The organism is Streptomyces rubellomurinus (genome assembly GCF_000961885.1).
In the GTDB taxonomy this organism is placed as follows: Bacteria; Actinomycetota; Actinomycetes; order Streptomycetales; family Streptomycetaceae; genus Kitasatospora; species Kitasatospora rubellomurina.
In genome coordinates, this window is record NZ_JZKH01000064.1 from 1 (window position 1) to 26,015 (window position 26,015).

Below are 26,015 nucleotides of genomic sequence, written 5' to 3' on the forward strand. Positions count from 1 at the left end.
TTGGCCGCCAGGTGCAGGGCGACCAGCGAGGACGAGCACGCCGTGTCGATGCTCACCGCCGGGCCCTCCAGCCCGAGCGCGTACGCGACCCGGCCGGAGACGACGCTGCCGACGTTGCCCGCGAGCAGCATGCCCTCGTAGCCGTCCGGCGCGTGGTGCAGGCGGGAGGCGTAGTCGTGGTGCATGACGCCCGTGAAGACGCCGGTGCGGGAGCCGCGCAGTGACCTCGGGTCGATGCCGGCGTGTTCCAGGGCCTCCCAGGAGGTCTCCAGCAGCAGGCGCTGCTGCGGGTCGGTCGCGCGGGCCTCGCGCGGGGAGATGCCGAAGAACTCGGCGTCGAAGTCGCCCGCGTCGTACAGGAAGGCGCCGTGCCGGGTGTAGACCGTGCCGGTGCGGGACGGGTCCGGGTCGTAGAGGGCGTCGACGTCCCAGCCGCGGTCGGTCGGGAAGTCGCCGACCGCGTCGGTCTCCTGCTCGACGAGGCGCCACAGGTCCTCGGGTCCGGTGACGCCGCCGGGGTAGCGGCAGCCCATGCCGACGATCACGATCGGGTCGTCGTCGTGCACGGCAGCGGAGGGCGCCTCGGGCACGGCCGGGGCGCCGACCGCCTCCCGGACCAGGAGCGCCGCGAGCGCGGTCGCGCTGGGGTGGTCGAAGACGACGGTGGCGGGCAGCCGCAGGCCGGTGAGGGTGGTGAGCCGGTTGCGCAGGTCCAGCGCGGTGAGCGAGTCGAAGCCCAGCTCGCGGAAGGCTCGTTGGACGTCGAGGGTGTCCGGCTCGGCGTGGCCGAGCACGGCGGCGGTCTGGGAGCGGACGAGGTCCAGGGCCGCGCGGGCGCGGCGGTCCTCGGGGAGTGCGGCCGTCCGGCGCGCCCAGGTGGGCGCGTCCCCGGTCCCCGGGACCGCCGCCGGGCCCAGCGCCGCCCGGTGCAGCGGGGCGAGGACCAGGCCGGAGAGCACGGGCGGCACGCTGCCCGCGGCCGCGAGGTCGCGCAGGGCCGCGCGGTCGAGGCGGGCGGTGACGGCGTACGGCAGGTCGTGCCGCAGGGCGGCGTCGAAGAGCGCGAGTCCGTCCTCGGTGGACAGCAGGCCGATGCCGCCGCGCGCGAGCCGGGCGCGGTCGGCGGCGGCGAGGTGGCGGGTCATGCCGCTGCTCTCGGACCACAGGCCCCAGGCGAGCGCGCTGCCGGGCAGTCCGGCGGCGCGGCGGTGCTCGGCCAGGGCGTCGAGGAAGGCGTTCGCGGCCGTGTAGGCGCCCTGGCCGGCGTTGCCGGTGACGGCGGTGACGGAGGAGAACAGCACGAGCCCGTCCAGGTCCTGGCCACGGGTCAGCTCGTGCAGGTGCCAGGCCGCGTCCGCCTTGGGCCGCAGCACGGCGGCCAGCCGCTCGGGGTCCAGGTTCTCCACGGTGCCGTCGTCGAGGACGCCGGCGGCGTGGACGACGAGGCCGAGCGGGTGCGCGGCGGGGACGGCGGCGAGCAGGGCCGCCAGGTCCTCGCGGTCGGCGACGTCGCAGGCGGCGATCGTCACCCGCGCGCCGAGCGAGGCCAGTTCGGCGCGCAGCGGTTCGGCGTCGGCGGCACTCTGCCCGGCCCGGCTGACCAGCAGCAGGTGGCGCAGGCCGTGGTCGGTGACCAGTCGGCGGGCGATCAGCGCGCCGAGGGTGCCGGTGCCGCCGGTGATCAGGGCCGTACGCTCCGGGTCGAGCGGGCGTCCGGCGGGCGGGGCCCCGGCCGGGACGAGCCGGGGGCGGTACAGGATGCCGTCGCGGAGGGCGAGTTGGGGTTCGCCGGTGGTGAGGGCGGCCCGCAGGGCGCGGCCGGAGCGGGCGGGGTCGTCGAGGTCGATCACGGCGAAGCGGCCGGGGTGCTCGGACTGGGCGGTGCGCAGCAGGCCCCAGACCGGGGACTGGCCGAGGCCCGGCAGGGTGTCCCCGGCCCGGGCCGCGACCGCGCCCCGGGTGACGAGGACCAGGCGGGTGTCGGCCGGGCGGTCGGCGGCCAGCCAGGCCCGGACGGTGTCGAGGGCCCAGCGGGCGGCGGCGTGCGCGGCCTCGGCGGTGTCGCCGCCGGGCGTGGCGGGGACGGGGGCGACCACCAGAGCAGGGGCGGGGTGCCCGGCGGCGGTGCGGGCGTCGAGCGCGGCGAGGTCCGGGTGGAGAACCCGCGCCCCGAGGCCCAGGTCGTCCGCGCCGAGAACCGCACAGTCCGGGCCGTCCAACGCGGCTGTGGGCACGGACAGTTCCGTCCAGCGCAGGGCGAAGAGCGCGTCGCGCGGGGCGCGTTCGGCGGGGGCGAGCCGCCCTGCGGGCAGTTCGCGCAGGCCGAGGCCGCCGACCGTGAGGACGGGTGCGCCGGTGGTGTCCTCGGCGGTGAGCGCGGTGGTGCCGTCCGGGGCGGGCGTCAGCCGGACGCGCAGCGCGGTGGCGCCGGTGGCGTGCAGCCGGACGTCGGTGAAGGAGAACGGGATGCGCGGGGCCCCGGCGGCCGGGCCCCCGGCGGCCAGCAGCAGCGGGTGGAGCGCGGCGTCGAGCAGGGCGGGGTGGACGAGGTGCCCGGCGTCGTCCCCGCCGGGTTCGGCGGGCAGCCGGACCTCGGCGTACAGGTGGCCGCCGGTGCGCCAGGCGGCGGTGAGGCCCTGGAACCAGGGGCCGTAGCCGTAGCCGAGCCGGTCGAGGCGCTGGTAGGCGTCGGCGAGGTCGAGCGGTTCGCTGCCGGGCGGCGGCCAACTGCCCTGCCCGGCCGGGACGGTGGCCACCCCGGCGGCCGTCAGCGTGCCGGAGGCGTGCCGCGTCCAGGGCCGCTCGCCGGGCTCGTCCGCACACTCGTACGGCCGGGAGTCCACGGTGACGGCGCGCCGGCCCGCCGGGTCGGCGGGGGCGACGGCCACCCGCAGCTGCGCCCGCCCGGTGCCGGGCAGCACCAGCGGGGCCTCCAGGGTCAGTTCCTCGACGTGCGGGCAGCCGGTGAGCGCGCCGGCCCGGAGCGCCAGGTCGAGGAAGGCCGTGCCGGGCAGCACGACGGTGCCGGTGACGGCGTGGTCGGGCAGCCAGGGCCGGGTGTCGGCGGCGAGGCGGCCGGTGAGCAGGGTGGTGCCGTCCGGGGTGGTGGTGACGGCGCCGAGCAGCGGGTGGTCGACGGCGTCGAGGCCGAGGTCGGCGGGGCGGGTCTGCGCGGGCCCGGCGGTCAGCCAGTAGCGGCGGCGCTGGAAGGCGTAGGTGGGCAGGTCGACCTGCCGGGGGCCGCCGGGGAGCAGCGCGTCGGGGTCGGGCTCCGCGCCGTGGACGATCGCCTCGGCGACGGCGGCGAGGAACTGGCCCTGACCGCCGTGGTCGCGCCGCAGGGTGCCGATGGCCGTACCACCGGCGCCGCCGGCTCCGTCCTGGTCGCCGCAGGCGTCCAGCGTCTCCTGGGTTCCGATCTTCAGGACGGGGTGCGGGCTCGCCTCGACGAACAGCCGGTGGCCGTCCGCGTGCAGCGCTCGCACGGCGGGCTCGAAGCGGACCTCCTGGCGCAGGTTGCGGTACCAGTAGTCGGCGTCGAGCGCGGTGGTGTCGGCCAGCAGCCCGCCGGTGACGGTCGAGTAGAAGGCGGTGTGCGCGGCCCGGGGCGCGAGGTCGGCGAGCGCGGCGAGCAGCGGTTCGCGCAGCGACTCGACGTGCGCCGAGTGCGAGGCGTAGTCCACCGGGATCCGGCGGGCGCGCACGCCGGTCCGTGCGCACTCGGCGAGGAGCGCGTCGAGGGCGTCGTCGTCGCCGGAGACGACGGTGGTGGCGGGGCCGTTGCGGGCGGCGATGCCGAGCCGGCCGGGCCACGGCGCGAGGAGGGCGCCGACCGCCTCGGCGGGCAGCGGCACGGAGGCCATGCCGCCGGTGCCGGCCAGGTCGAGCAGGGCGCGGCTGCGCAGGGCGACGACCTTGGCGGCGTCGTCCAGGGTGAGCACGCCCGCGACGTGGGCGGCGGCGATCTCGCCCTGCGAGTGGCCGACGACGGCGCTCGGCTCGACGCCGACGGACCGCCACAGCCCGGCGAGCGCGACCATGACGGCGAACAGCACGGGCTGGACGACGTCGACCCGGGTGAGGTCGGGCGCGCCCGGCCGGCCGTGCAGGACGTCGTGCAACGACCAGCCCGTCCAGCGGGCGAGGGCGGCCGCGCAGGCGTCCAGCTCGGCCGCGAACACCGGTGCGGTGTCGAGGAGTTCGACGGCCATGCCGGGCCACTGCGAGCCCTGGCCGGGGAACACCAGGGCGGTCGCGCCGCGGGCGGCGGACTGGGCCAGAACGAGGTTGTCGGCCGGCTCGCCGTGGGCGAGCGCGGTCAGCCCGCGCAGCGCCTCGGCGCCGGTGCGGGCGAGGACGACGGCGGTGTGGTCGAACCTGGTGCGGCCGCGCAGCAGGGCGTGGCCGAGCGCGGTCGGGTCGACGCCCGCCCCCTCGGACCGGGCCGCGAGGTGCCGGGCCAGCCGGTCGGCCTGGGCGCGCAGGGCGGCCCCGGTGCGGCCGGAGACGGTGAGCGGCACGGGTACGTCCGACCGCACGGGCACCTCCGGCTGCTCGGGCACCTCCGGCCGCCCGGGCGCATCGCCGTCCACCGCCTCGCCCGGCGCCTGCTCGACGATGACGTGGGCGTTGGTGCCGCTGATGCCGAACGAGGAGACGCCGGCCCGCCGGGGCCGCGCGGGGCCGCCGGGCGAGGGCCACGGGGTGGCGGCGGCCGGCACGGTGAGCGCGCCGTCCGCCCAGCGGACCTTCGGCGAGGGCTCGCGCAGGTGCAGGGTGGCGGGCACCAGTGCGTGCCGGATCGCGAGGACGGTCTTGATCAGCCCGGCGATCCCGGCCGCGGCCTGGGTGTGGCCGATGTTGGACTTCACCGAGCCGAGCAGCAGCGGGTGTTCGGGGGCGCGGTCGCGGCCGTAGACGGCGAGCAGGGCGTGCGCCTCGACCGGGTCGCCGAGGGCGGTTCCGGTGCCGTGGGCCTCGACCACGTCGACGTCCCCGGGCGCCAGCCCGGCGGCGCCGAGCGCCTGCCGGATCACCCGCTGCTGCGCCGCCCCGTTGGGGGCGCTGAGGCCGTTGCTGGCGCCGTCCTGGTTGACGGCGGATCCGGCGAGCAGGGCCAGCACCGGGTGGCCGAGGCGCCTGGCGTCCGAGAGCCGTTCCAGCAGGACCACGCCGACGCCCTCGGCCCATGCCGTGCCGTCCGCGTCGGCGGAGAACGGCTTGCAGCGCCCGTCCGGGGCGAGGCCGCGCTGCCGGGCGAACTCGACGAACATGCCGGGCTCGGCGAGCACGGTGGCGCCGCCCGCGAGGGCCAGCGCGCACTCGCCCGCGCGCAGCGCCCGGGCGGCCAGGTGCACGGCGACGAGGGAGGAGGAGCAGGCGGTGTCGACGGTGACGGCGGGGCCTTCGAGGCCGAGCGCGTAGGCGATCCGGCCGGAGGCGACGCTCGGGGTGGTGCCGGTGAGCAGGTAGCCGTCCAGGCCGTCGACGGGCTGGTGCATGCGCGGGCCGTAGTCCTGGGCGGTGGCGCCGACGAACACGCCGACCCGGTCGCCGCGCAGCCCGGCGGGGTCGAGCCCGGCGCGTTCCAGGGCCTCCCAGGAGGTCTCCAGCAGCAGGCGCTGCTGCGGGTCCATGGCCAGCGCCTCGCGCGGGCTGATGCCGAAGAACTCGGCGTCGAACTCGCCCGCGCCGTCGAGGAATCCGCCCTCGCGCACGTAGGTGGTGCCGGGCCGGTCCGGGTCCGGGTGGTGCAGCCGGTCGAGGTCCCAGCCGCGGTCCCGGGGGAACGGTCCGATGGCGTCCACGCCTTCGGCGGCCAGGCGCCACAGCTGCTCGGGGGTGTCGGCGCCGCCGGGGAAGCGGCAGGCCATCGCCACCACGGCGATCGGGTCGTCGTCCGGGCGGGCGGCCGCCGGGGACGGCTCGGCGGGCTGTTCCGGTACGGGTCGGGCCAGCGCGAGGGCGGCCAGGTGGCGGGCGAGGTCGGCGGGCGTCGGGTGGTCGTAGGCGGCGCTCGCGGGCAGGTCGAGGCCGGTCGCGCCGGAGAGCCGCTGGAGGAGTTCGACGGTGGCGGCCGAGTCGAGGCCCGACTCCCGGTAGGCGAGGCCGGGGCGGACGGCGTCCCGGGTGGCGTGGCCGAGGACGGCGGCCGCGTGCGAGCGGACCAGGTCCAGGACGACGCGCTGCCGGTCGGCCTCCGGGAGCCCGGCGATCCGGCGGGCCAGCGGCGAGTCCTGCTCGACGCCCCCGACGACCGGGGCGTCCTCGGGGGCGGCGGCGCGCAGCCAGTGCCGGGTGCGCCGGAACGCGTAGGTGGGCAGGTCGACCCGGCGCCGCGCGCCGGCCGGGAACAGGGCCGTCCAGTCGAGCGCGGCGCCCAGGGTGTGCAGCCGGGCGGCCGTCTCGGCGAGGGCGTCGGCCTCCGGCCGGCCGGCCCGCAGGGTGGCGACGGCGGCGAAGGCCTCGCCGCCCTCGGGCACCGGGCACTCGCGGGCCAGGGCGGAGAGGCTGCCGTCCGGCCCGAGGTCGACCAGGACGGTCGCGCCGGCCTCGTGCAGCCGCCGGACGCCGTCCGCGTAGCGCACGGCCTCGCGCGCCTGCCGCACCCAGTAGTCGGGCGAGCACAGCTCCTCGGCGGTGGCCGTGCGGCCGGTCAGGTTGGACACCACGGGCGTGGCCGGCGGGTGGAAGGCGAGCCCGCGCGCGACCTGCGCGAAGGCGTCGAGCATCGGCTCCGTGCGCGGGGAGTGGAAGGCGTGGCCGACGTTCAGCCGCCGGACCTTGCGGCCCTGCGCCCGCCACTGCTCGGCGAGGGCGAGCACGGCCTCCTCGTCGCCGGAGACGACGGTGGCGGCGGGCCCGTTGACGGCCGCGATCGAGACCCGCGCGCCGAGGCCGGTCAGCGCCTCGGCGACCTGCGCCTCGCCGAGGCGGACCGCCAGCATCGCGCCGCCGGTGGGCAGTTGCTGCATCAGTCGGCCCCGGGCGGCGACCAGCGCGCAGGCGTCTGGCAGGTCGAGGACGCCGGCCGCGTGGGCGGCCGTGAGCTCGCCGACCGAGTGGCCGAGCAGCAGGTCGGGGACGACTCCCCAGTGCGCCAGCAGCCGGTGCAGCGCCGTCCCGAGGGCGAACAGGGCGGGCTGGGTGAACTCGGTGCGGTGGACGAGCTCCGCCGTCGCGCTGCCCTCGGGCGCGAACAGCACCTCGCGCAGCGGGCGCGGCAGCCGCGGGTCGAGGTGGCGGCAGGCCTCGTCGAAGGCTTCGGCGAACACGGGGAAGCGGGCGTGCAGTTCGCGGCCGAGGCCGGGGCGCTGGCTGCCCTGGCCGGTGAACAGGAAGGCGGTGCGGCCGGCCCTGACCCGGCCGGTGACCACGCCGGGGGCGGCGCCGTGGGTGCGTAACGCGTCCAGGCCGGCCAGCAGTTCGGCGCGGTCGGCGGCGAGGACGACGGCGCGGGCGGGCAGGTGGCTGCGGGTGGTGGCGGCCGACCAGCCGAGCCGCGCCGGCTCGGCGTCGGGGTGGCGCAGCAGGTGGGCGTGCAGGCGGTCGGCCTGGGCGGCCACCGCCTCGGGCGTGGTGCCGGAGAGCGGGACGGGGAGGAGGGCCCCGGGCTCGGCGGCGGGCGGCTCGGCCGGGCCCTGTGCGGGCGGCCGTTCCGCCAGCACCACATGGCAGTTGGTGCCGCCCATGCCGAAGGAGCTCACGCCGGCGACCAGTCGCCGTTCGGGCCGTGGCCAGGGGCCGGTCGTGTCCTGGACGCGCAGGCCCAGCTCCGCCAGCGGGATGCGGGGGTTCGGGGTCGCGAAGTGGAGGCTGCGCGGCAGCTCCCGGTGGCGGATCGCGAGGACGGTCTTGACCAGGCCGACGATGCCGGCCGCGCCCTCCAGGTGCCCGAGGTTGGTCTTCACCGAGCCGACCCGCAGCGGCGCGCCGGCCGGGCGGCGGGTGGCCGGCGAGGTGCCCGGAGCCGTACGGAGGGCGGCGCCGAGGGCGGCGGCCTCCACCGGGTCGCCCACCGGGGTGCCGGTGCCGTGCAGTTCGACGTACTGCACGTCGGCCGGGCGGAACCCGGCCCGGCGGTGGGCCGCGCGGATCACCTGCTCCTGGGCCGCGGCCTCGGGCGTGGTGAGTGCCGCGCCGCCGCCGTCGTGGTTCATCGCGCTGCCCGCCACCACGCAGTGCACGGTGTCGCCGTCGGCGAGCGCGCGGGCCAGCGGCTTGAGCACGACGACCGCGCCGCCCTCGCCGCGCACGTAGCCGTTGGCGCGGGCGTCGAAGGTGAAGCAGCGCCCGTCCGGGGAGAGGCCGCCGAGCTTGCCCGCGTCGCCCGGGGCGTCGGCCAGCAGGTCGAGGTTGACGCCGCCGGCCAGGGCGAGTGCGGACTCGCCGCGCCGCAGGCTCTCGCAGGCGACGTGCACGGCGACCAGCGAGGACGCCTGGGCCGCGTCGACCGTCATGCTGGGGCCGCGCAGGCCGAGCGCGTAGGAGACCCGGTTGGCGATCATGCTGCGGTGCAGGCCGGTCACCTGGCGCGACCCGGCCGCGACGCCCGCCCGGCGCAGCAGCGCGGCGTAGTCGTCCCAGATCGCTCCGGCGAACACGCCGACCGGGCCGCCGCTCAGGCCGTGCGCCGGGATGCCGGCGTGTTCCAGGGCCTCCCAGCTCAGTTCGAGCATGAGCCGCTGCTGGGGGTCCATCAGCGCGGCCTCGCCGGGGGCGATGCCGAAGAACTCCGGGTCGAAGCGGTCGACCTCGTGCAGGTACCCGCCGCGCCGGGGCGGGTGCGGCGCGGCGGCGGCCGGGTGCTCCGGGCGCTCCGGCGCGGTCGCCGTGCGGCGCTCGGCGGGGAATTCCCGGACGGCGTCGACGCCGGTGCGCAGGAGTTCCCAGAATGCGTCCGGAGTGTCGGCTCCGGCGACCCGGCAGGAGAATCCGACGATCGCGACAGCTTCCGAATCGGTCATACCGCTCCATCACGTCCAGTCGTCGATCAGCACGGGCGAGCGCAGGCAGCAGAACTGTGAATCGGGGGGCCGATCATTCGCAACCCCACCTTTTGCCCGGCGCGACGGCGCGGCGGGGATCCGAATTCCGCCGGGGCTGCCGGCGCCCGCCGACGCGAGGGCCCGGAACTGCGGAGATGCGATCAACCGACAAGCTCACCAACCCGGTTCCCGCCGTCGCGGCCCTCGCATCCACGCGTCCGATTCCCCTTCGAAAAGACGTTCACCACTGAAAGGACGTTCGATTCCGAGGCGCGGGAATCACTTTCGTCACTTCCTGCCACAATTCCGGGCCGCCCGTAATGCCGAATTCACCGACACTCGAACGCCTGCCGGAATACCGGAGGTGAAGGCATTCCGAAGCGCCCGCGAATTCCGGCCAATCGGGAACCTACACCGACCCGGCGCCGCGCGGGCACCAAGATCACCTGGACGGATGCGTCGTCCACGGAATCGACAAGGAAAAGGACCCGGCGCCGGGTGGCGCCGGGTCCGTCGAACACGCGACCAAGCAGAGGGGGGACGGGCGGGCCCGGGTCAGCCCCGGGCACGGATGGCGCGGCCGCCCTCCACCGGGTAGTGCAGGGCCTGCAGCTCGCAGAACGCGTCGATGCCCTCGGCGCCGCACTCGCGGCCGATGCCGGAGTGGCCGAAGCCGCCGAAGGGGGCGGCCGGGTTCATCGGGCCGCCGTTGACCTCCAGCTGGCCCGACCGCACCCGGCGCGCCACCGCGCCGGCCCGCTCGTCGTCGGCCGACCAGACGGAGCCGTGCAGCCCGTAGCGGGTGGAGTTGGCCAGCCGGACGGCGTCCTCGTCCCCGTCGTGGGCCATGATCGACACGACCGGGCCGAAGATCTCCTCCTGCGCCAGGTCCATGTCCTCCGTGACGTCGCCGAACACCACCGGCGCCACGAACTGGCCGCCCAGCTCGCGGTACGGGACCACCGCGCGGGCGCCCTGGGCCAGCCCGCGCTCGCAGGCCGCCACCACCCGGGCCTTGGCCTCCGCGGTGATCAGCGGGCCCAGGTCGGTGCCGGGCGCGGCCGGATCGCCCACCACGTACCCGGCGGTGAGGGTCCGCACCAGCTCCTCCGCCTCGGCGACCCGGCCGCGCGGCACGACCAGCCGGCTCCACTGCAGGCACGCCTGGCCGCTGTTGAACATCGCCTGGTCGACGGAGGCCGTCACCGCCCGGGTCAGGTCGGCGTCGTCGAGCACCAGGGAGGCGCTCTTGCCGCCGAGCTCCAGGTGCACCCGGGTCAGGTTGGCCGCGGCCGCCGCCGCCACCGAACGGCCCGCCCGCACCGAACCGGTGAACGACACCAGGTCGGTCAGCGGCGAGGAGGCCAGCGCCGCGCCGACGCCGAGCCCGTCGCCGAAGACGATGTTGAGCACGCCCGCCGGCAGCTCGCTGCGCTCGGCCAGCCGCGCCAGGTACGCGGCGTGCAGGGGCGTCAGCTCGCTGGGCTTGACCACGACCGCGCAGCCGGCCAGCAGCGCCGGCACGACCTTCTGCAGGGTGAGGATCAGCGGCACGTTCCAGGGGATGATCGCCGCCACCACCCCGGCCGGGACCCGGCGGATCACGGAGTTGCCGCGCCGCTGGTCGTCCAGGACGGACACCGCGTCCAGAGCCGCCCGGGCGACGTCGAGCGCCAGCCCCACCTGCACCATGCGGCTGAGGCCGACCGGCGTGCCCACCTCCCGGGAGACCAGCTCGGCGAGGAACGCCGCGTCGGCCTCGACCAGGCCCAGCCAGCTCCGGACGGCCGCCGACCGCTCCCCGAGCGGCGTCGCCATCCAGCCGGGCAGGGCCGCCGCCGCCGCGGCGAGCGCGGCCTGCGCGTCCGCCGCGCCGCCCCGGGGGACGCTGCCCAGGACGCCGCCGTCCGCCGGGTTGAACACCCGGTCGGCCGCCGGAGCGATCGAGGTGGCCCAGGCGCCACCGATCCAGTGCTCCTTGAGGTCGTAGGAGAAGTCGCTGATGGACGGTTCGAGCGGCATGGGCCGCCCCTCTCTCTCGAATCCGGAACGTGCTGGTAGTGGATACTCAGCGTCATGCCTCGGTCAACGTTACGACCTCGACAGCAAGTTGACGCCGGGCACTTCGCCTTCGCAGCAAGTTGACGCCCGGCGTCGGCCGATCCGCCCGGCGCGCGCCCGCGGACGACGCGGATCCGGCCCCGAAATCCAGTCCGACGCACCGTCAAGATCGCTTCCACCAGGGCATTTGCACGAACGGCCAGCGACACCGGGCGACCTCCCGCCCCCCGCCTCCCGATCGTGCTTCGCCCCGGTTCGCCCGGCATGACCGATGGTTGCCCGGCACAGATCGCGTAGGTAGTGTCCTGGACTGCGTCAGGGAGACCGTCACGGGGTGTGGATCACGGTCCTCCAGGCAATTCCCATCGACTGACACGACGTCAGTCATCGGTTCTGGTCGGGCAGTACGGGGCACATCGGGTCGATGCCGCCCCGTTCCGTTCCGGCGCAGGCCGGCGCGAGTGCCGATCCCCGCGGACAAGGAACGCTCTCCGAGCGCTCTGTCCCGCCCTGACGTGTTCCGCACAACGAGGAAGGAGATTGTCATGGAGAACACCTCCGTGGAGACTCTGGAGCTCCAGGCCTACGAGACCCCCGAGGTCTTCGAGGCCGGTTCCTTCGCCGAGGACACCGGCGCGCTCGGCCTTCACGGCGCCGAGCCGTTCTTCCCGACCCTGCACACCAGCTGGTGGTAGGTCCGCGCCGTGGGTGAGGGTGGCACGCTGATCCGTTGAGGGGGAGATGGTCCGGTGGATTTCGGTGAGCAGTACTTCGTGGTCCTTCCGGACCAACAGAGCGCGGCCACCGCTGCCGACCGGCTCCCCCCGGATGCCACCCCACTCATGTCGCACCGATCCGGCCGGCCGTTCCTGGCCGGCCGGATCGTCCCCGGACAGTTCCTGACGGCCGAGGCCGGGGACACCCTGCTCGCCGTCGCGGGCATCTGCTCCGCCACCCAGGCCGACCTGGACGCCCAGGCCCGCCGCATCACCGACCCGGCCCAGCTGGACGAGCTGTCGCTGCGCTGGTCGGGCAGCTACCACCTGATCGCCTCGGTGGGCGGACGGCTGCGGATCCAGGGCACCGCCTCCGGGCTGCGCCGGATCTGCCACACCCGCCTCGACGGGCTCACCCTCGCCGCCGACCGGGCCGACCTGCTGGCCCGACTCACCGGCTCCGAGGCCGACTTGGGCGTCCTCGCCCTGCGCCTGCTCGCACCGCTGCCGCACCCGCTGTCCGAGCGCTCGGTCTGGCGGGGCGTCGACACCGTACCGCCCGGCAGCTGGCTGTCGGTGCCCGCCGACGGCCGGGGCGCCTCGGTGCACACCTGGTGGCGGCCGCCGCGGCCCGAGCTGCCCCTCGACGACGCGGCGACGGCGCTGCGCGCCGAGCTGACCGGTGCCGTCGACGCGCGGCTCGCCGTGACCACCCGGCTGACCGGCGACTTCTCCGGCGGCCTCGACTCCACCTCCCTGCTCGCGCTGGCCGCGCAGGAGACCCCGGTCGTCGGGTTCACCATGGCCAACGACGACCAGGCCGACGACGACCTGTACTGGGCCGAGACCGCCGCCGCCGAACTCCCCCACCTCCGGCACGTCGTCTTCGGCAGCCACCAGATACCCGGCAACTTCGAAGGCCTGGCCGGCATCAGGGCGGTCACCGACGAGCCCAACCTCGCCCTGCTGAGCGCGCCCCGGCTGCACGCCACCCGCGAGCTCGCCACCGGCCACGGCTCCACCCTGCACCTGGACGGCCTGGGCGGCGACCAGATGCTGACCGGCACCTTCGCCTACTACCACGGCCTGCTGCGCCGACAGCCGCTGGAGGCCCTGCGGCGGCTGCGGACCATCCGGCTACTGAGCCGGATGGACGTCGGGGCCTCGCTGCGCACCCTCCTGGACGGCAGCTCCTACCGCTCCTGGCTCACGGCCGAGGTGGACGCGCTCGCCTCGGGCCGGGCCCGGCGCCGCAACAACGTCTTCGACTGGGACGCCCCGATGGGCCTCCCCGACTGGCTGACCCCCGAGGCCAGGGAGTCCGCCCTCGCCGAACTGCGCGCCGCCGCCGAGCAGGCCCGGCCGCTCGACCCCGGCCGCGGTCGGCACCGCGACCTGGTCACGATCCAGGACACCGGGCTGCTGATCCGGTCGATGCACCAGCTGTCCGCCCAGCCGGGCTACCAGGGCTCCTCGCCGTTCCTGGACGACCGGGTGGTCGCGGCCTGCCTCGCGGCCCGGCCGGAGGACCGCGCCACTCCCTGGGAGTTGAAGCCGCTGATCAAGCGGGCCATGGTCGGCGTGCTGCCGCCGCGGATGCTGGAGCGGCGCACCAAGGCGGACGGCTCGATGATCGCCGCCGAGGGCTTCGCCAAGCACCGGCTCGAACTCGACTCGCTCTGGCAGACCTCCCGGCTGGCGGAGCTGGGGCTGGTCGACCCGGCCCCGCTGCGCGAGCTGAGCCGCCGCCCGTACACGGCCACCACGCACGGGGTGCGGATGCTCGCCGCCCTGAGCGTCGAGCTCTGGGCCAGGGACCGGCTCGCCTGAGCACCTCCCCCGCCGGCTGCCGCCGGCCCGCCGCACCGCGCCCGACCACGACGAGAGAGACCGGCATGGCCCTCACCCTTCACCCCGACGTGTCCACCGCCGACACCGAGTACGGCATCGTGCTGCTGGACGGCCGCGACGGCCGGTACTACCAGCTCAACGGGACCGCCGCCACGGCGTTCCGGGCGCTGGCGGACGGCAGCACCGTCGAGCAGGCCGCCGAGCGGCTGACGGCCGCCTTCGCCGTCGGACTGGACCAGGCCCGGCAGGACGTCGAACGGCTGGTCGCCAAGCTCGTGGCGCTCAAGGTGGTGACCGCGTGAGCAACTCGGTGGTCCCCGCCCGGGCCGCGACGCGGCTCACCCTCGGCCGCAAGCTCGCCGCCCGCACGGCCGTGGGCGTGGCCCGGCTGCTCGCGCGCAAGCCGCCCGCCCGGATCCGCGTCCTCCTGACCAAGCTGAGCAAGGGCGCCCGCCCGGCGACCTACGCCGAGGCCGAGGCGGCCCGCAACGCCGTCGTCACGGTCAGCCTGCGCTGCGCGGCCTTCGAGGGCTGCCTGCCGCGCTCGCTGGCGACGATCCTGCTCTGCCGGGCCCGCGGCACCTGGCCGACCTGGGTGGTGGGCGTCCGGGCCCGGCCGCCGTTCGGCGCGCACGCCTGGGTGGAGGCCGAGGGGCGGATGGTGGACGAGGGCGTGGACCCCGCGTACTTCCGCAGCCTGTTCACCGTCGGCCCGGCGGGCGACCGGGCCTGAAAAGCGTGCTGCGGGGGATCGCCGGGGTGCCCGGCGGTCCCCCGCAGTGCTATCTGCCCGGGTACTCGATGTTGATGATCTGCTCGGCCCGGAACTGCGTGCGGCGCGGGTCGGCGTCGGGCGGTGCGAGCATCAGCCGGGCGGACAGCGGCTTCTCCCAGCGGGCCGACAGGGCCGCCATGTCCCCGATGACGGCGGCGAGTTCGTCGTCACCGGTGGTCGCCGGCAGCGGGACGGTGTCCAGTCCGGCGCCGCAGACCGAGGAGTACGCGAGCACCGAGTCGGTGTCGATGCGCCCCTCCTGCCAGGCCAGCGCGAGCACCCGGTCCTCCAGGACGGGGAGCATCAACCCCGCGTAGCCGACCGTGGGTTGGCCGACCGAGCGGATGCCCGCCGTGACCGCGGCGCAGGCCGCCACCGTCCCGGGGGCGCCGAAGCGGATGCCGCCGACCGCCTCCAGGAACTCCGCGATGCTGGCGTCCGGGGCGCAGGCCGGGGACGGGTCGAAGCCGTGGAACAGCAGACCCCGGCGCTCGCAGGCCGGCCGCAACAGGGCGGCCAGCGGGGCGAGTTGCCCGTCCAGGCAGCTCCTGGTGAGCTCCGTCGCGGCCACCGGGTCGGGCTCGCCGGCCGCCCGCGCCCGGGCCAGCAGCGGGCCCGCCGACTGGAGCCCCACGCTCACCCCGGCGGCGCCGCCGTCGCCGTACGAGCCGGGGAACAGCGGGGCGTTGGGGCCGAGGTGGGCGACGGCGGCGAACCGGAAGTTGGCCTCCCCGTCGCGGTTCGCCAGCTCGCGCACCACGGCCGCGCCGAAGGCGACGGCGGCGTGGTCCACCCGGCCGTCCTCGGCGACCAGGACGGCGAGGAACAGCAGCGGGTGCGCGACCAGCACCTCCGCGACCTCCGCGGGCGTCACCCCGGCCAGCGCGGACGGCCGCAGGGCCCCGAGCGAGGCGCTGCCGACGCCGGAGCGCCGGCAGGCCTCGGTGAGCGCGGCGGCCCGGGCGCGGAGCCGGTCGGGGCCGAGCGGCCCGTCGGGCGCCGGGGCGGACAGGCGCACGGTCTGCACCTCGTACCCGGCGGCGGCGAGTTCGCCGGCGATCGCCAGCGCCTGCTCGCCGTACCGGCCGATGGCGGCGGTGTCGGCCCGGCCGCCCGGGAACGCCTCGCCGGGGAGGCAGAGGGTCACGGCGCGCACCGGAGAGAGGTCGGATGTCATGCGTGCAGCACCACCGGCAGTTCGTTGAGGCCCCAGGTGAAGTTCGACCCGTTGTAGCGCGGTTCGCCCTCCAGGGTCATCGCGCGCACCAGGCGGCGCAGGGTCCGCAGGTACGCGGCGACCTCCAGCCGCGCGAGCCGGCTGCCCAGGCACATGTGGCGGCCCGCGCCGAAGCTCAGGTGGCGGTTCTCGGTGCGGCCGACGTCGAAGGTGTCCGGCTCGGCGAACACCTCCTCGTCGCGGTTGGCCGAGCCGATCCAGGTGACCACGCGCTGGCCGGGTTCGACCTCGACGCCGCCGACGCGCAGCGCCTCGGTGGCGGTGCGCATGACGTGCATGCCGGGCACGGACCAGCGCAGCGCCTCCTCGGTGGCGACGGCCGGATCGGCCTCCCCGCTCAGGACGCGCGCCAACTGGTCCGGTTGCTCGACGAGTTGGAGGGTGAGTGCGGCCAGGGTGAACCGGGTCGTCTCGTTGCCGCCGGCGAGGATGCCGCTGAAGTTGAAGACCAGTTCCTCGTCGGTCAGCCGCGCGCCGCCGGTGTCCTGCGCGGTAAGGCCGCTGACGAACGCGTTGGCGCCCGTGCGGCGGTTCTCGCGCACCAGGTCGCTGAAGTACTTGAAGATCTCGCCGTTCGCCGTGATCCGCTGCACCTCGGAGGGGGATTCGAAGGCGTCGGTGGTCTTGCGGCCGATCCACTCCCAGTCGGCGCGGGGCAGGCCCATGATGGCGCAGATGACGTCGGTCGGGATCCGTTCGAGCTGCGCGATCAGGTCCGGGCCGGGCCGGCGGACGGCCGTCTCGACGACGTCGGCGACGACCTGCTCGACGTACTGCTCGGCGCGGGACAGCACGTCGTTCGAGAACGGCTGGATGAGCACGCGCTTCATCCGGGTGTGGTCGGGCGGGTCGGCGACGATCAGCATCTTGTTCGCGACGGCGCTGACGGCGCGCTCGGTGGAGCCGAGCCGCATGCCCCCGGTGGAGCTCATCCGGGTGGTGTCGCGGTGCACCGCGACGACGTCGTGGTAGCGGGTGACGCTCCAGAACCCCTCCGGCTCCCCGGCGGGGTGCTGCCAGGAGACGGGGTCGTTCGCCCGGTACCAGGCGAAGCGCTCGTAGAAGCCGGTGCCCGCGAAGAGCCCCGGCTCGAACAGGTCGGGCGCCGTCGCGCCCGGTGCCGTACGCTGCTCGGTCATCCGCGCACCGCCTGCCGGGTCAGGTCGTCGTCCGGGAGGGCCCGGAGCAGGGTGTCGGGCGCCATGAACGCGTGGTGGTCCGCGTCGATCACGTGGTGTCCTCGGTAGTCGGCGGCCCGCTCGCGCCACCGGGCCATCTGCTCGGCGGTGACGACCGTGTCGCGCAGTCCGGAGACGGAGCGCAGCGGGGTGCCGGTCAGCGGTTCGGCCGGGTCCCGGTAGCCGGCCATCAGCCGCAGGTCAGCGCGCAGCGCGTCGACGGCGTACCGGGCGAGTTCGGTGTCGCGGACGGCCGGGTGGAGCAGGGCGGCCAGTTCGTCCTCGGGCGGGTTCGCGGCGGGGAAGGTGCGCCAGTGCTCGGGCGAGCGGGCCGCGACGACGACCAGGGCTCGGGCCGCGGTGCCGACGGCTTCGAGCCGGCGCGCCACCTCGTAGGCGATGAGCGCGCCGAGGCTGACGCCGAGCAGGACCAGCGGGCCGCGCCGCGCGCCGTCGCGCAGTTCGGCGGCGACGCGGTCGACCACCTCGGCCAGGCCGGCGGCCGGCCGGTCCTCCAACCGGTCCTCACGGCCGGGGAGTTGGACGCCGATCAGGTGGGTGCCGGGGGGCATCTCCCGGGCGGTCGCGCGCAGCCGCAGGCAGCCGGCGCCTGCCTGCGGGAAGACCGCGACGGTCGTGGCGGCGGCCTCGCCCGCGGGGGCGAAGGAGCGCAGGTAGCTCACGCCGCCCTCGTTTCGTCGATCCGCCGGGCGAGTGCGCCGGGGGTCCGGGTGGTGAGGACGTCGTTGATGGTGACGGTCACCCCGAGGTCGGTCTCGATGCGGGAGGCCAGTTGGGCGGCGAGCAGGGAGTGCCCGCCGATGTCGAAGAAGTCGGCGTCCTGGTCGACGGTGTGCCCGAAGGCGCCGCCCCAGGCCGCGAGGACGCTGCCGAGGACGTGGTCGTCCCGGCCGGGACCGTCCGACCCGCCCGCGGCGGCCCGCACCGCCCGCTCGTCCTGTTCGGCCTGCGCGGCCTCGCCGAGCGCGGCCACCGCGTGCCGGGCGACCTTGCCGGTCGGCTCCAGCGGGATGTCGGCGATCCGGTGCAGCAGAGCGGGGCAGAGCTGGCGCGGCAGCCGGGCGGCGAACCGGGCGGCGAGCCGGGCGCGCAGTTCCTCGTCGAGCGGCCGGCCGGCGGCGGTCTGCAGGCCGATGGCCAGGGTGGCCGGCTCGCCGCGGGTGTAGGCGACCGCGCCCTCGATGCCGGGCTCCTCGCCGGCGATGTTCTCCAGTTCCTCGAGCTCGATCCGGAAGCCGCCGATCTTGACCTGGTTGTCGGCCCGGCCGAGGATGCTCAGCTGTCCGTCCGGGCGCAGCGTCCCGTGGTCGCCGGTGCGGAAGTACCGGGCGCCGCCGCGCTCGACGAAGCGCTCGGCGCCGGGCGCGCGCGGGTCGACGTACCCGAGGGCGACGCCGGCGCCGCCGATCAGCAGCTCGCCGGCCTCGCCGGCCGGGAGCTCGTTCAGGTCGGCGTCGACGACGGTGACGGTGTAGCCGGCGAGCGGGCGGCCGATGGTGCGGGGGTCGTCCCCGCGGGCGGTGTCGGCCACGGTGGCGGCGATGGTGCCCTCGGTCGGGCCGTACACGTTGAGCACCCGGTCGGCCGCCCCCCGCAGGCGGTCGACCAGGGCGTCCGGGCAGCGCTCGCCGGCGACCACGGCGACCTCGGCCCTGGGCAGTTCGGTGAGCGCGGCGTACAGCGAGGGGGTCAGGCAGAGGTTGTCGATCTCCCGTGCGGCCAGGGCCTGTTCGAGGTTGCCGAGCGCGGGGTCGACGGCGACGCAGGTGACGCCGTTGACGAAGGGGGTGAGCACCGACCACAGCCAGCCGTCGAAGCCCGGGGAGACGGCCACGACGGCGCGGCTGCCGGGCCGGAAGCCGAGCGTCGCGGCCTCGGCGAGGAGGTTGCCCAGGGCGGCGGAGCCGACCCGGACGCCCTTGGGGCGGCCGGTGGTGCCCGAGGTGTAGACGACGTACGCCTCGGCCTGGCGCTCGGTGTCCGCCCAGTCGTCCCACCCGAGGCCGGTGGCCGGCGCGGCGCCGGCGGCCTCCGTGCCGTCCGTCCCGATCAGCGCGAGGCCGAGGTCGGCGTCGTCGGGCTCGGAGGTCACGAGCACCTTGCACCCGGCGTCCGCGACGATCCAGCGCAGCCGCTCGGCGGGGTGCCGTTCGTCGAGCAGCACCGCCGAGGAGCCGTTGGCCCAGATCGCCAGCAGGCTGCTGAGCCCGTAGCGCGAGCGGCCCGCCATGACGGCGACCCGGTCGCCCGCGCCGACCCCGGCCCGCTCCAGGCGGTCGGCCAGGGTCCGCGTGGAGGCGGCGATCTGCGCCCAGGTCAGCCCCGTGCCGTCGGTCCCGACGAAGCCGGGGCGGTCGGGGTGCTCGGACGCCCAGGACTCCAGTGCCCTCCTGGCGTGCGCTATGTGCGGCACGCTCGCGTGGCTGTCCGTCACGGGCCTACTCACCAGTTCTCCCCCTAAGTTCACCACGACACCCAGCCGCCCCTTCGCCGTCAATTCGCCTTGGTGGCCCACAGGATGACGTTCGTTCCGAAGAACTTCTTGCGCCATCCGATGTCCCGGAACCCGAGCCCGCGCAGCACGACGGCGATGCTCTGCGGCGTCTCGAAGGCGCGGGTGCTGGACTCCAGGTAGGTGTACGACTTCCGGTCGCGCGCCACGACCTGCCCGAGCAGCGGGACGATGACGCGCATGCCCCACTTCACGACGGGCTCCACCAGGCCGCTCGGCGGGCAGGTTTCGAGGATCACGACGCGGCCGCCGGGCTTGAGGACGCGGTGCTGCTCGCGGAGCACGGCGGGCAGGTCGGCGACGTTGCGCAGCAGGTAGCCCTCGGTGATGCCGTCGAAGGACTCGTCCTCGAACGGCAGGTCGGTGGCGTCCGCGTGCTGCCAACGCACCGCGTCGGCACCGGGTTTGGCCTTCGCGCGGCGCAGCATCTCCGCGGAGAAGTCGGCGCCGGTCACCGTGACGGTGGGGTACCGGCGGGCGGCCTCCAGGGCGATCACGCCGGTGCCGGTGGCCAGGTCCAGCAGCTGTCCGCCGCGGGCGGGCGCGACGCGCGCGGCCACCTCCCGGCACCACTTCTCATGACGGCCGAGCGTCATGACGAAATTCATCCGGTCGTAGTAGCCGGCGATCTTCTGGAAGATCCCGTGCACGTCGGAACCCTTGCCGTCCTGCGTGCGGTCAGTCGTCACCTGTTACGCCCTCCTCCACTGGGAACACCCGCCTCCGGCTCGGCCCGGGTGATGTGGTGGCTCACCCGGGAGTCCGAACCGGACAGGTCCGCCCAGGCCATGACCGCGACGGCGAACGCTCCGATGAGCGCCGTCCCGACCGATGGCCGCACGCCGAAGAGCAGCAGGCCGAGAAAGACCACGGACACGTACATGTCCCGCTGGCCGACCAGGTTGTACTCGATCGGTGTCCGGGCGCGGACCATGGAGACCATGTTAGCCACGGCCGGAACGACCATGACGCCGACGTAGGCGAGCCGGTTCGGCAGGTCGCTGACCAGCACGAGCAGCGGGAACGCGGCGTACACCAGCGTGGTGGCGACGGCCGCGACCCAGGCGCCGGCCTGCTGCGAGGGCAGCAGCGCGGGGATGGTGCGCAGCCCGGCGGCCTTGTCCCCGGCGTAGTCGGGGACGTTCTTCATGATGCCCTTGGCGAAGTACCAGCAGAACAGGAACGCGGCCAGCAGGACGGGCTGTTGGAGGGAGTCGTAGTGCGGGAGCTCCCACCAGGAGTCGCCGAGCAGCGCGCCGGCGATGAACGGCTCGGTGACGGCCATCGAGAAGACCGCCATGCCGACGACCGGACGGCCCTTCAGGCGGAACCGCTTGGAGGAGTAGCCGAGCACCAGGAAGACGGCGTACACCCAGAGCAGGGACTGGGCGAAGGAGATCAGCAGCGCGAGCAGCAGCATGACGGCGAGGCCGCCGTACAGGACCCGCTGGAGCAGCCCGACGCCGGCCGCCTCGACCAGCTTGAGCCGGCCGGGGACGTTCTCGCCGTCCTCCACCAGGTCGGTCACGGCGTTGTGGGCGTTGGCGGCGAGCGGGGCGAGCACGTGGAAGAGGACGCCGAGCAGCACCGTGAGGTCGAGGCTGTGGCCGGCGACCGCCGCGCCCACGCAGTAGGAGAGCGGGCTGACCAGGAGTGTGCGGGGGCGGACGTTCTTGACCACCGCGTGGAAACGCGTCGTGCCGCGCATGGGGACGAACCTCTCTGACGGGAATCGTGCCGACTCCGGCGGGCGTGCGGGGGCGGCGTGCACGGGACGGCGTGCACGGGGCGGCGTGCACGGGACGGCGTGCACGGGACGGCCGCCGCCCCGGCGGCGGGCGGCCGGGGTGCCGTCACATCCGGGTGAGAGTCAGCCCGAAGCCTTCGCGGGGGCGCAGGGTGAGCATGGCCTTGGGGGCGGGGCCGGTGGCGTCCCGCTGGGAGATCTCGAAGGTGTCGAGGATGCTCGCGAGCAGCATGCTCATCTCCATCATGGCGAAGCCCTTGCCGATGCACATGTGGGCGCCGGCCCCGAAGGGCAGGAAGGTCCCCTTGCCGGGGGTGCCGCCCCGGAAGCGCTCCGGCAGGAACTCGTCGGGGCGCTCCCACACGTCCGGATCCCGGTGGATGGCGGCCACGTTGAGCATCACCATCGATCCCGCGGGGACCGTGGACGAGCCGATCCGCACGTCCTTCTGGACCTGGCGGGGGATGGTGGGGGACGGCGGGAAGAGCCGCATCCCCTCGTTGATGACGCCCTCCATCAGCGTGCTCCCCGGCCGTTCCCGGGAGTCGGCCGGGGTGCCCGCGCGGACCTCCTCGCGCAGGCTCTGCTGGACGTCCGGGTAGCAGGCGAGCAGGTAGAGGATCCAGGTGAGCGCGCTGGCCGTGGTCTCGTACGCGGCGACGAAGGTGGTGAGCACCTCGTCCCTGACCTCGACGTCGGTCAGCGGCTCGGCGGCGTCGCCGACCCTGGCCTCCAGCAGCATGTCCAGCAGGTCGCCCTGCCGCTCGCCGGTGCGGCGGCGCTCCCGGATGATCCGGTGGACGAGGTCGTCCAGGCCCTGCATGGTGGCGGTGAAGGTCCGGTTGCGGCGGGTCGGCACGCCGACCGGCAGGGAGAGCGGCATCTGCAGGCGGCGCTCGACGAAGCCGAGCAGGAACGAGATCGTGCCCGGGGTCAGGACGGCGGCCACCGAGTCGCCGGAGCGGCTGAACATGCACCGGGACACGATGTCGAGGGCGAAGGACAGCATGTCCTCGTGGACGCGCAGCTCCGTGCGCTCGCGGCCCTGCCAGCGCCCGGTGTGCTCGGCGATCACGTCGGCCATCGTCTGCCGCATGCCGGCCAGGCTGGGGCGGCCGTACATGGGGTGCAGGGCGCGCCTACGCTGCAGCCACTGGTCGTGGTACGGGTTGCTGATCAGCCCGTCCCCGAGCACCAGCCGCAGCGGGTTCTCGCCGTCCGGCTTGCCGAAGGTGTGGATGTCGGACAGGACGGTGTCGGCCGCGGCGCTGCGGTTGACGAAGACCATGCGCTTGGGGCCGACCGAGAAGTACGAGAGCTCGCTGCCGTCCCGGGCGGCGTACTGGATGGCGTTCAGCAGGTTCGAGCGCAGCCGCGGCAGGTCGCCGAGCACGGGCAGGCGCCTCGGCGGCACGGTGGGCGCGGCGAGCACGCCGCTGTCGTGCCGCACCTGCCTCACGGGTAGCGCGCTCGCGACCGTCCCTGCCATCTCGGGCCCCCCTGGTGAATCGATGCGTCAATGCCGGTGGCCGGGGGGCGCGTGCGGTCGGCGTGGGTGACGGCGACCGGGCACCTCCCGGCGGAGCGCCGGACACGGAGTCCGTACGGAGTTCGCCGGTCGGCCGGGACGCCGCCCGCGGGAGCGGCCGCACCTTGATCCAGTCGGCGTGTACAAGTCGTACTCTCGCGCGGCCCGGCGGAGCAAGCGGATGGCAGGAAGGTGACGGGCGGGGCGGGCGTTTCCGTCCACCTCATGCCTGAGATTTCCTCACCGCGCGCTTGACCAGGCCGACTTGGGGCGCGAGGGGCGGTGCGTCCTCGGCGCCCGGGCGGATCCGGCCGCGGGCCGGGGCCGGGTCAGCCGGTGTGCGCCCACCACCTGCGCAGGACCTCCTCGGCGGGCTTGCCGTGCGGGGTGTAGGCGAGGTGCTTCGCCGTCTCGCCGCTGTCGGGCCAGTCGTCCCACATCCACCAGCAGACGCCGGCCCACCACGCCTTGCCGTCGAAGGAGGCGAGCAAGGCCTCGTAGGCGGCGGCCTGTTCGGCGCTGCCGTCGCTCTTGGAGACGGTCCAGGAGTACGGCGCGGTGGTGGTGCCGCGCTGGCTGACGTAGCCGGCCTCGGTGAACAGGACCTTCCGCTGCTGGCGTTCGGAGAAGGCGGCGAGCTCGTCGGCGATGGGCTTCCAGGCCTCGCGCAGCTGCGCGCCGTCGGTGGTGGCCCGGTCGGCGAGCGGCCAGTAGGCGTCGATGCCGATGACGTCGAGGTCCTTCCAGAACGGGACGTTCCGGTACTCGTCGTAGTTGGCGGCGTACGTCAGCCGGCCCCGGTAGCGGCCCCGGACGGCGGCGATGACGCCGCTCCAGCGCGCGCCGTCCTGGGAGGTGCCGGCGAGTTCGGTGCCGACCGAGAGCTGCTCGACGCCGGTGTCGGCGGCGAGGTCGGCGTAGTGGGTGATGAAGCGCCGGTAGGCCGCGAACCAGGCGTCCGGGTCCGCCGGCCTGATCCCGGCCCGGTCGCCGCCCTTCACCAGGTCCACGTGCGGCTTCACCATGATCGCGAGGCCTGCGTCGTGGGCGCGCCGGATGATGCTGCGCAGGCTCTCGTCGGAGGCGGTCTCCTCGGTGGTGCGCAGCTCGGAGTCGGTGACCCGGTCCTGGTACCAGGTCGGGGTGAGGGTCACCCACCGGGCGCCGGTGGCGGCGATCTGCTGCAGGTAGGTCGCGGCCTGCGGGCTGTCGTAGTCGTGGGTGTTCCAGGAGGGGAGCGTCATGCCCCGGAACGCGCCGGTGTCCCCGTCCGCGGGCCGGGTGCTGGGGCCGCTGGCCGAGGGGGCGGGCTGCGGGGTGTCCTCTTCGTCGCCGCCGGACGAGGAGCATCCGGCGCCGACGAAGAGGACGACCAGCGCCGACCAGGCGGCGGCCATCCTCTTCATCGGGTTCACGTGTGACGACTCCTCATCCGGGGAGTTCAGTTGGCGAGGTCCATCGGGCCGACGAAGGTGTAGCCGAGGGCCCTGATGCCGTCGATGGTCTGCTGGAGCGGGGCCACGTCGTAGTACGGGTGGTAGAAGAAGCTCGCCACGCCGTCCCGGACCGCCAGGTTGGCCTTCGCCGAGGCGATCAGGTCGGCCGGGAGGCGCGCCGGGTGGTTGTTGATGGGCACCGGCTCGTAGTTGCCGATGTTCTCCGGGAGCACGGTCGTACCGTAGACGTCCTTCACGGAGTACGGGAAGAACTGGCCGATGTAGCGGGCGGCGTTCACCGGTCCGCCGCCGAGCGTTCCGGCGAAGTACAGCGGGCGCTCCAGGCGCGCCGTGAAGTTCTGCCCGAAGACCCGGTAGTCGGCGGCGGAGGCCGCGTAGTGCGGGGTCGTCCAGAGCGCGGGCCTGGGCAGGCCGGCCAACGCGAACTGGGCGAGGCCGGCGCTCACCCGGGCCTGCGCCCAGGCCGCGGAGTCCTCGGCCGGCGGGGCGTCGTACACCACGTTGTTGGCGGCGTCGATGTGGGCGCGGAAGAACTCGAAGTCGTCGCCGGTGACGCCGGTGTAGGGGTTGGCGACGTTGCCGTACTGGTGGGTGTAGCCGTGGTTCATCAGGACGGCGCCGTGCTGGAGCATGTACTGGAGCGCGGCGACGACGTCCGGGGCCTGGGCCAGGGTGACGGTCTGCGGGATCCCGTTGTCGTAGACGCCCTTGGGGTCGGTGTAGACGGGGATGACGTTGATCCCGTACGGGATGTGCTGCGAGGCCAGGTAGTCGGCCATGGCCCGCAGCTGCGCCGGGTCCGCGTCGGGGCTGATGTCCTCCAGCCGCACGAACGCCCGGTGGCGCGCGGGGGTCGCCGGGGCGAGGGCGTCGAACAGCAGGTCCTCGAACACGATCACCCGGTCCTGCTCGGACACGTAGGCGAAGGGGATCTCGCCCACGTAGGTGAGGTTCGCCGAGCGGAACGCCCACGGGCTGGTGGCCCCGGTGGTGCCGTCGACGGCCTGCGCGAGCTGGGTCACCTGCGGGTAGCCGGCGCCGGACAGGGCGGGGTGCAGCACGCCGCCGTCCTGGCCAGCCGGGAACTTCCGGGTCAGCGTCTGGCCCTGGTAGACGACCTGGTTGATGTTGCCGACGCCGCCGTTGGTGGAGAAGTAGGAGTTGGTCGGGTCCCAGCCGTACTTCGTCTTGAAGTTCTCGATGCCGACGGCGTTCGCCATGTTCCAGATGTTGTCGCCGATCCAGTCGACCGGCTTCGCCGTGGCCATCACGTCCTGGTAGAAGGACGCGGGCACGGCGTCGGGTATGGCGCCGCCGTAGTAGGTCGAGCCGACGTAGACGGTGGCGGAGTACTGCTCCACCAGGCCCGGGGTGTACGCGGACACCGGCTTGGCGCTGACGGTGCCGAAGTGGCCGGCCAGGTTGGCGACGGCCATCGCGTAGAGCTCGCCGAGGTAGCCGTAGGGGCCGGTGGTGTCGTAGAGGACGAGGGCCGAGGTGCCGGCGGTGGCGTTCGGGGCGGCCGTGGCGTTCGGGACGGCCGCGGCGTTCGGGGCGTTCGAAGCGGCCGCGGCCTTCGGCGCGGCGGCCGGGGTGACGGCGAGCCGGTGCGCCCGGCGCTCGCGGTCGTTCCGCCGCTGCTCGGCGCTCCACGCCGTCAGATCCTCGGACGCTCCGTCGAATCCGCTCTGGAATCCGCTGGTCCCGGGCGAGGACACCGCCGGTCCCGGGCTGGCCTCCGCCCCCGTGGAAAGGCCGACGCCGCCCAGGAGGGCCGCGATCACGGTCAAGCTGAGCGAGACATGAGAAACCGGAGCTCTCCCTCGCACATTCTTCATTACTGCCCCCCTGATTTGGCGTTTTTACCGGCCCTTCACCGAAGGCGCCCCGCTAATCGGGGAGAACGCCGCGACGAAGCCTGATAATTCGGTGATTCTTGCTCCGG

At 75.0% G+C, this 26,015-nt stretch carries 15 protein-coding genes; 4 read left to right on the forward strand and 11 right to left on the reverse strand.

The annotated features are described in order from the left end of the window. Both VM95_RS26255 and VM95_RS26260 read right to left on the reverse strand, forming a co-directional pair. On the reverse strand, positions 1 to 8,966 hold an 8,966-nt coding region (locus tag VM95_RS26255; protein ID WP_045701010.1), incomplete at its 3' end, for a type I polyketide synthase. A gap of 576 nt (positions 8,967 to 9,542) precedes the next feature. Next, entirely contained in the window at positions 9,543 to 11,009 is a 1,467-nt protein-coding gene (locus tag VM95_RS26260; RefSeq protein WP_045701012.1) for an aldehyde dehydrogenase family protein, read from the reverse strand. A gap of 584 nt (positions 11,010 to 11,593) precedes the next feature. On the opposite strand from VM95_RS26260, the gene VM95_RS41845 reads away from it, so the two are divergent. The 4 genes from VM95_RS41845 to VM95_RS26275 all read left to right on the forward strand — a co-directional run bounded on the left by VM95_RS41845 (position 11,594) and on the right by VM95_RS26275 (position 14,348). Continuing rightward, positions 11,594 to 11,743, forward strand: a complete 150-nt coding sequence (locus VM95_RS41845) for a keywimysin-related RiPP (protein WP_107073100.1) — start codon at positions 11,594 to 11,596, stop codon at positions 11,741 to 11,743. 147 nt (positions 11,744 to 11,890) lie between these two features. Then, a complete protein-coding gene (locus tag VM95_RS26265; protein WP_157882217.1) occupies positions 11,891 to 13,594 on the forward strand; it encodes an asparagine synthase-related protein in 1,704 nt (567 codons plus the stop codon). A gap of 65 nt (positions 13,595 to 13,659) precedes the next feature. Next, complete coding sequence (locus VM95_RS26270) at positions 13,660 to 13,917, forward strand: lasso peptide biosynthesis PqqD family chaperone (RefSeq protein WP_045701018.1); 258 nt, start codon at positions 13,660 to 13,662, stop codon at positions 13,915 to 13,917. Further along, complete coding sequence (locus VM95_RS26275) at positions 13,914 to 14,348, forward strand: lasso peptide biosynthesis B2 protein (protein WP_045701020.1); 435 nt, start codon at positions 13,914 to 13,916, stop codon at positions 14,346 to 14,348. Before VM95_RS26270 ends, VM95_RS26275 begins: the two co-directional genes overlap by 4 nt. A 49-nt stretch (positions 14,349 to 14,397) precedes the next feature. Here the strand turns inward: VM95_RS26275 and VM95_RS26280 are convergent, their stop codons facing one another. The 9 genes from VM95_RS26280 to VM95_RS26320 form a co-directional block, all read right to left on the reverse strand. Next, positions 14,398 to 15,537 (reverse strand): DUF711 family protein, encoded by a 1,140-nt coding sequence (locus tag VM95_RS26280; protein ID WP_167352962.1) that lies wholly within the window; start codon positions 15,535 to 15,537, stop codon positions 14,398 to 14,400. A 26-nt stretch (positions 15,538 to 15,563) separates the two neighbouring features. Continuing rightward, positions 15,564 to 16,766 (reverse strand): cytochrome P450, encoded by a 1,203-nt coding sequence (locus VM95_RS26285; protein WP_045701023.1) that lies wholly within the window; start codon positions 16,764 to 16,766, stop codon positions 15,564 to 15,566. Then, the gene (locus tag VM95_RS39125) at positions 16,763 to 17,488 is read right to left on the reverse strand and encodes a thioesterase II family protein (protein ID WP_052707587.1); all 726 of its coding nucleotides are present in this window, start codon (positions 17,486 to 17,488) and stop codon (positions 16,763 to 16,765) included. The genes VM95_RS26285 and VM95_RS39125 overlap by 4 nt, the downstream gene beginning before the upstream one ends. Then, a complete protein-coding gene (locus VM95_RS26295) occupies positions 17,485 to 19,260 on the reverse strand; it encodes a non-ribosomal peptide synthetase (RefSeq protein WP_052707588.1) in 1,776 nt (591 codons plus the stop codon). The genes VM95_RS39125 and VM95_RS26295 overlap by 4 nt, the downstream gene beginning before the upstream one ends. A gap of 59 nt (positions 19,261 to 19,319) precedes the next feature. Further along, entirely contained in the window at positions 19,320 to 20,027 is a 708-nt protein-coding gene (locus tag VM95_RS26300) for a ubiquinone/menaquinone biosynthesis methyltransferase (protein ID WP_045701026.1), read from the reverse strand. Then, positions 20,024 to 21,046 (reverse strand): UbiA family prenyltransferase, encoded by a 1,023-nt coding sequence (locus VM95_RS26305; RefSeq protein ID WP_045701028.1) that lies wholly within the window; start codon positions 21,044 to 21,046, stop codon positions 20,024 to 20,026. Before VM95_RS26305 ends, VM95_RS26300 begins: the two co-directional genes overlap by 4 nt. 145 nt (positions 21,047 to 21,191) lie before the next feature. Beyond that, the gene (locus VM95_RS26310; protein WP_052706571.1) at positions 21,192 to 22,535 is read right to left on the reverse strand and encodes a cytochrome P450; all 1,344 of its coding nucleotides are present in this window, start codon (positions 22,533 to 22,535) and stop codon (positions 21,192 to 21,194) included. A 407-nt stretch (positions 22,536 to 22,942) separates the two neighbouring features. Continuing rightward, positions 22,943 to 24,019 (reverse strand): glycoside hydrolase family 113, encoded by a 1,077-nt coding sequence (locus VM95_RS26315; RefSeq protein ID WP_078860548.1) that lies wholly within the window; start codon positions 24,017 to 24,019, stop codon positions 22,943 to 22,945. Between the two features lie 35 nt (positions 24,020 to 24,054). After that, entirely contained in the window at positions 24,055 to 25,788 is a 1,734-nt protein-coding gene (locus VM95_RS26320; RefSeq protein ID WP_244178954.1) for a DUF2334 domain-containing protein, read from the reverse strand. Positions 25,789 to 26,015: the final 227 nt, after the last annotated feature.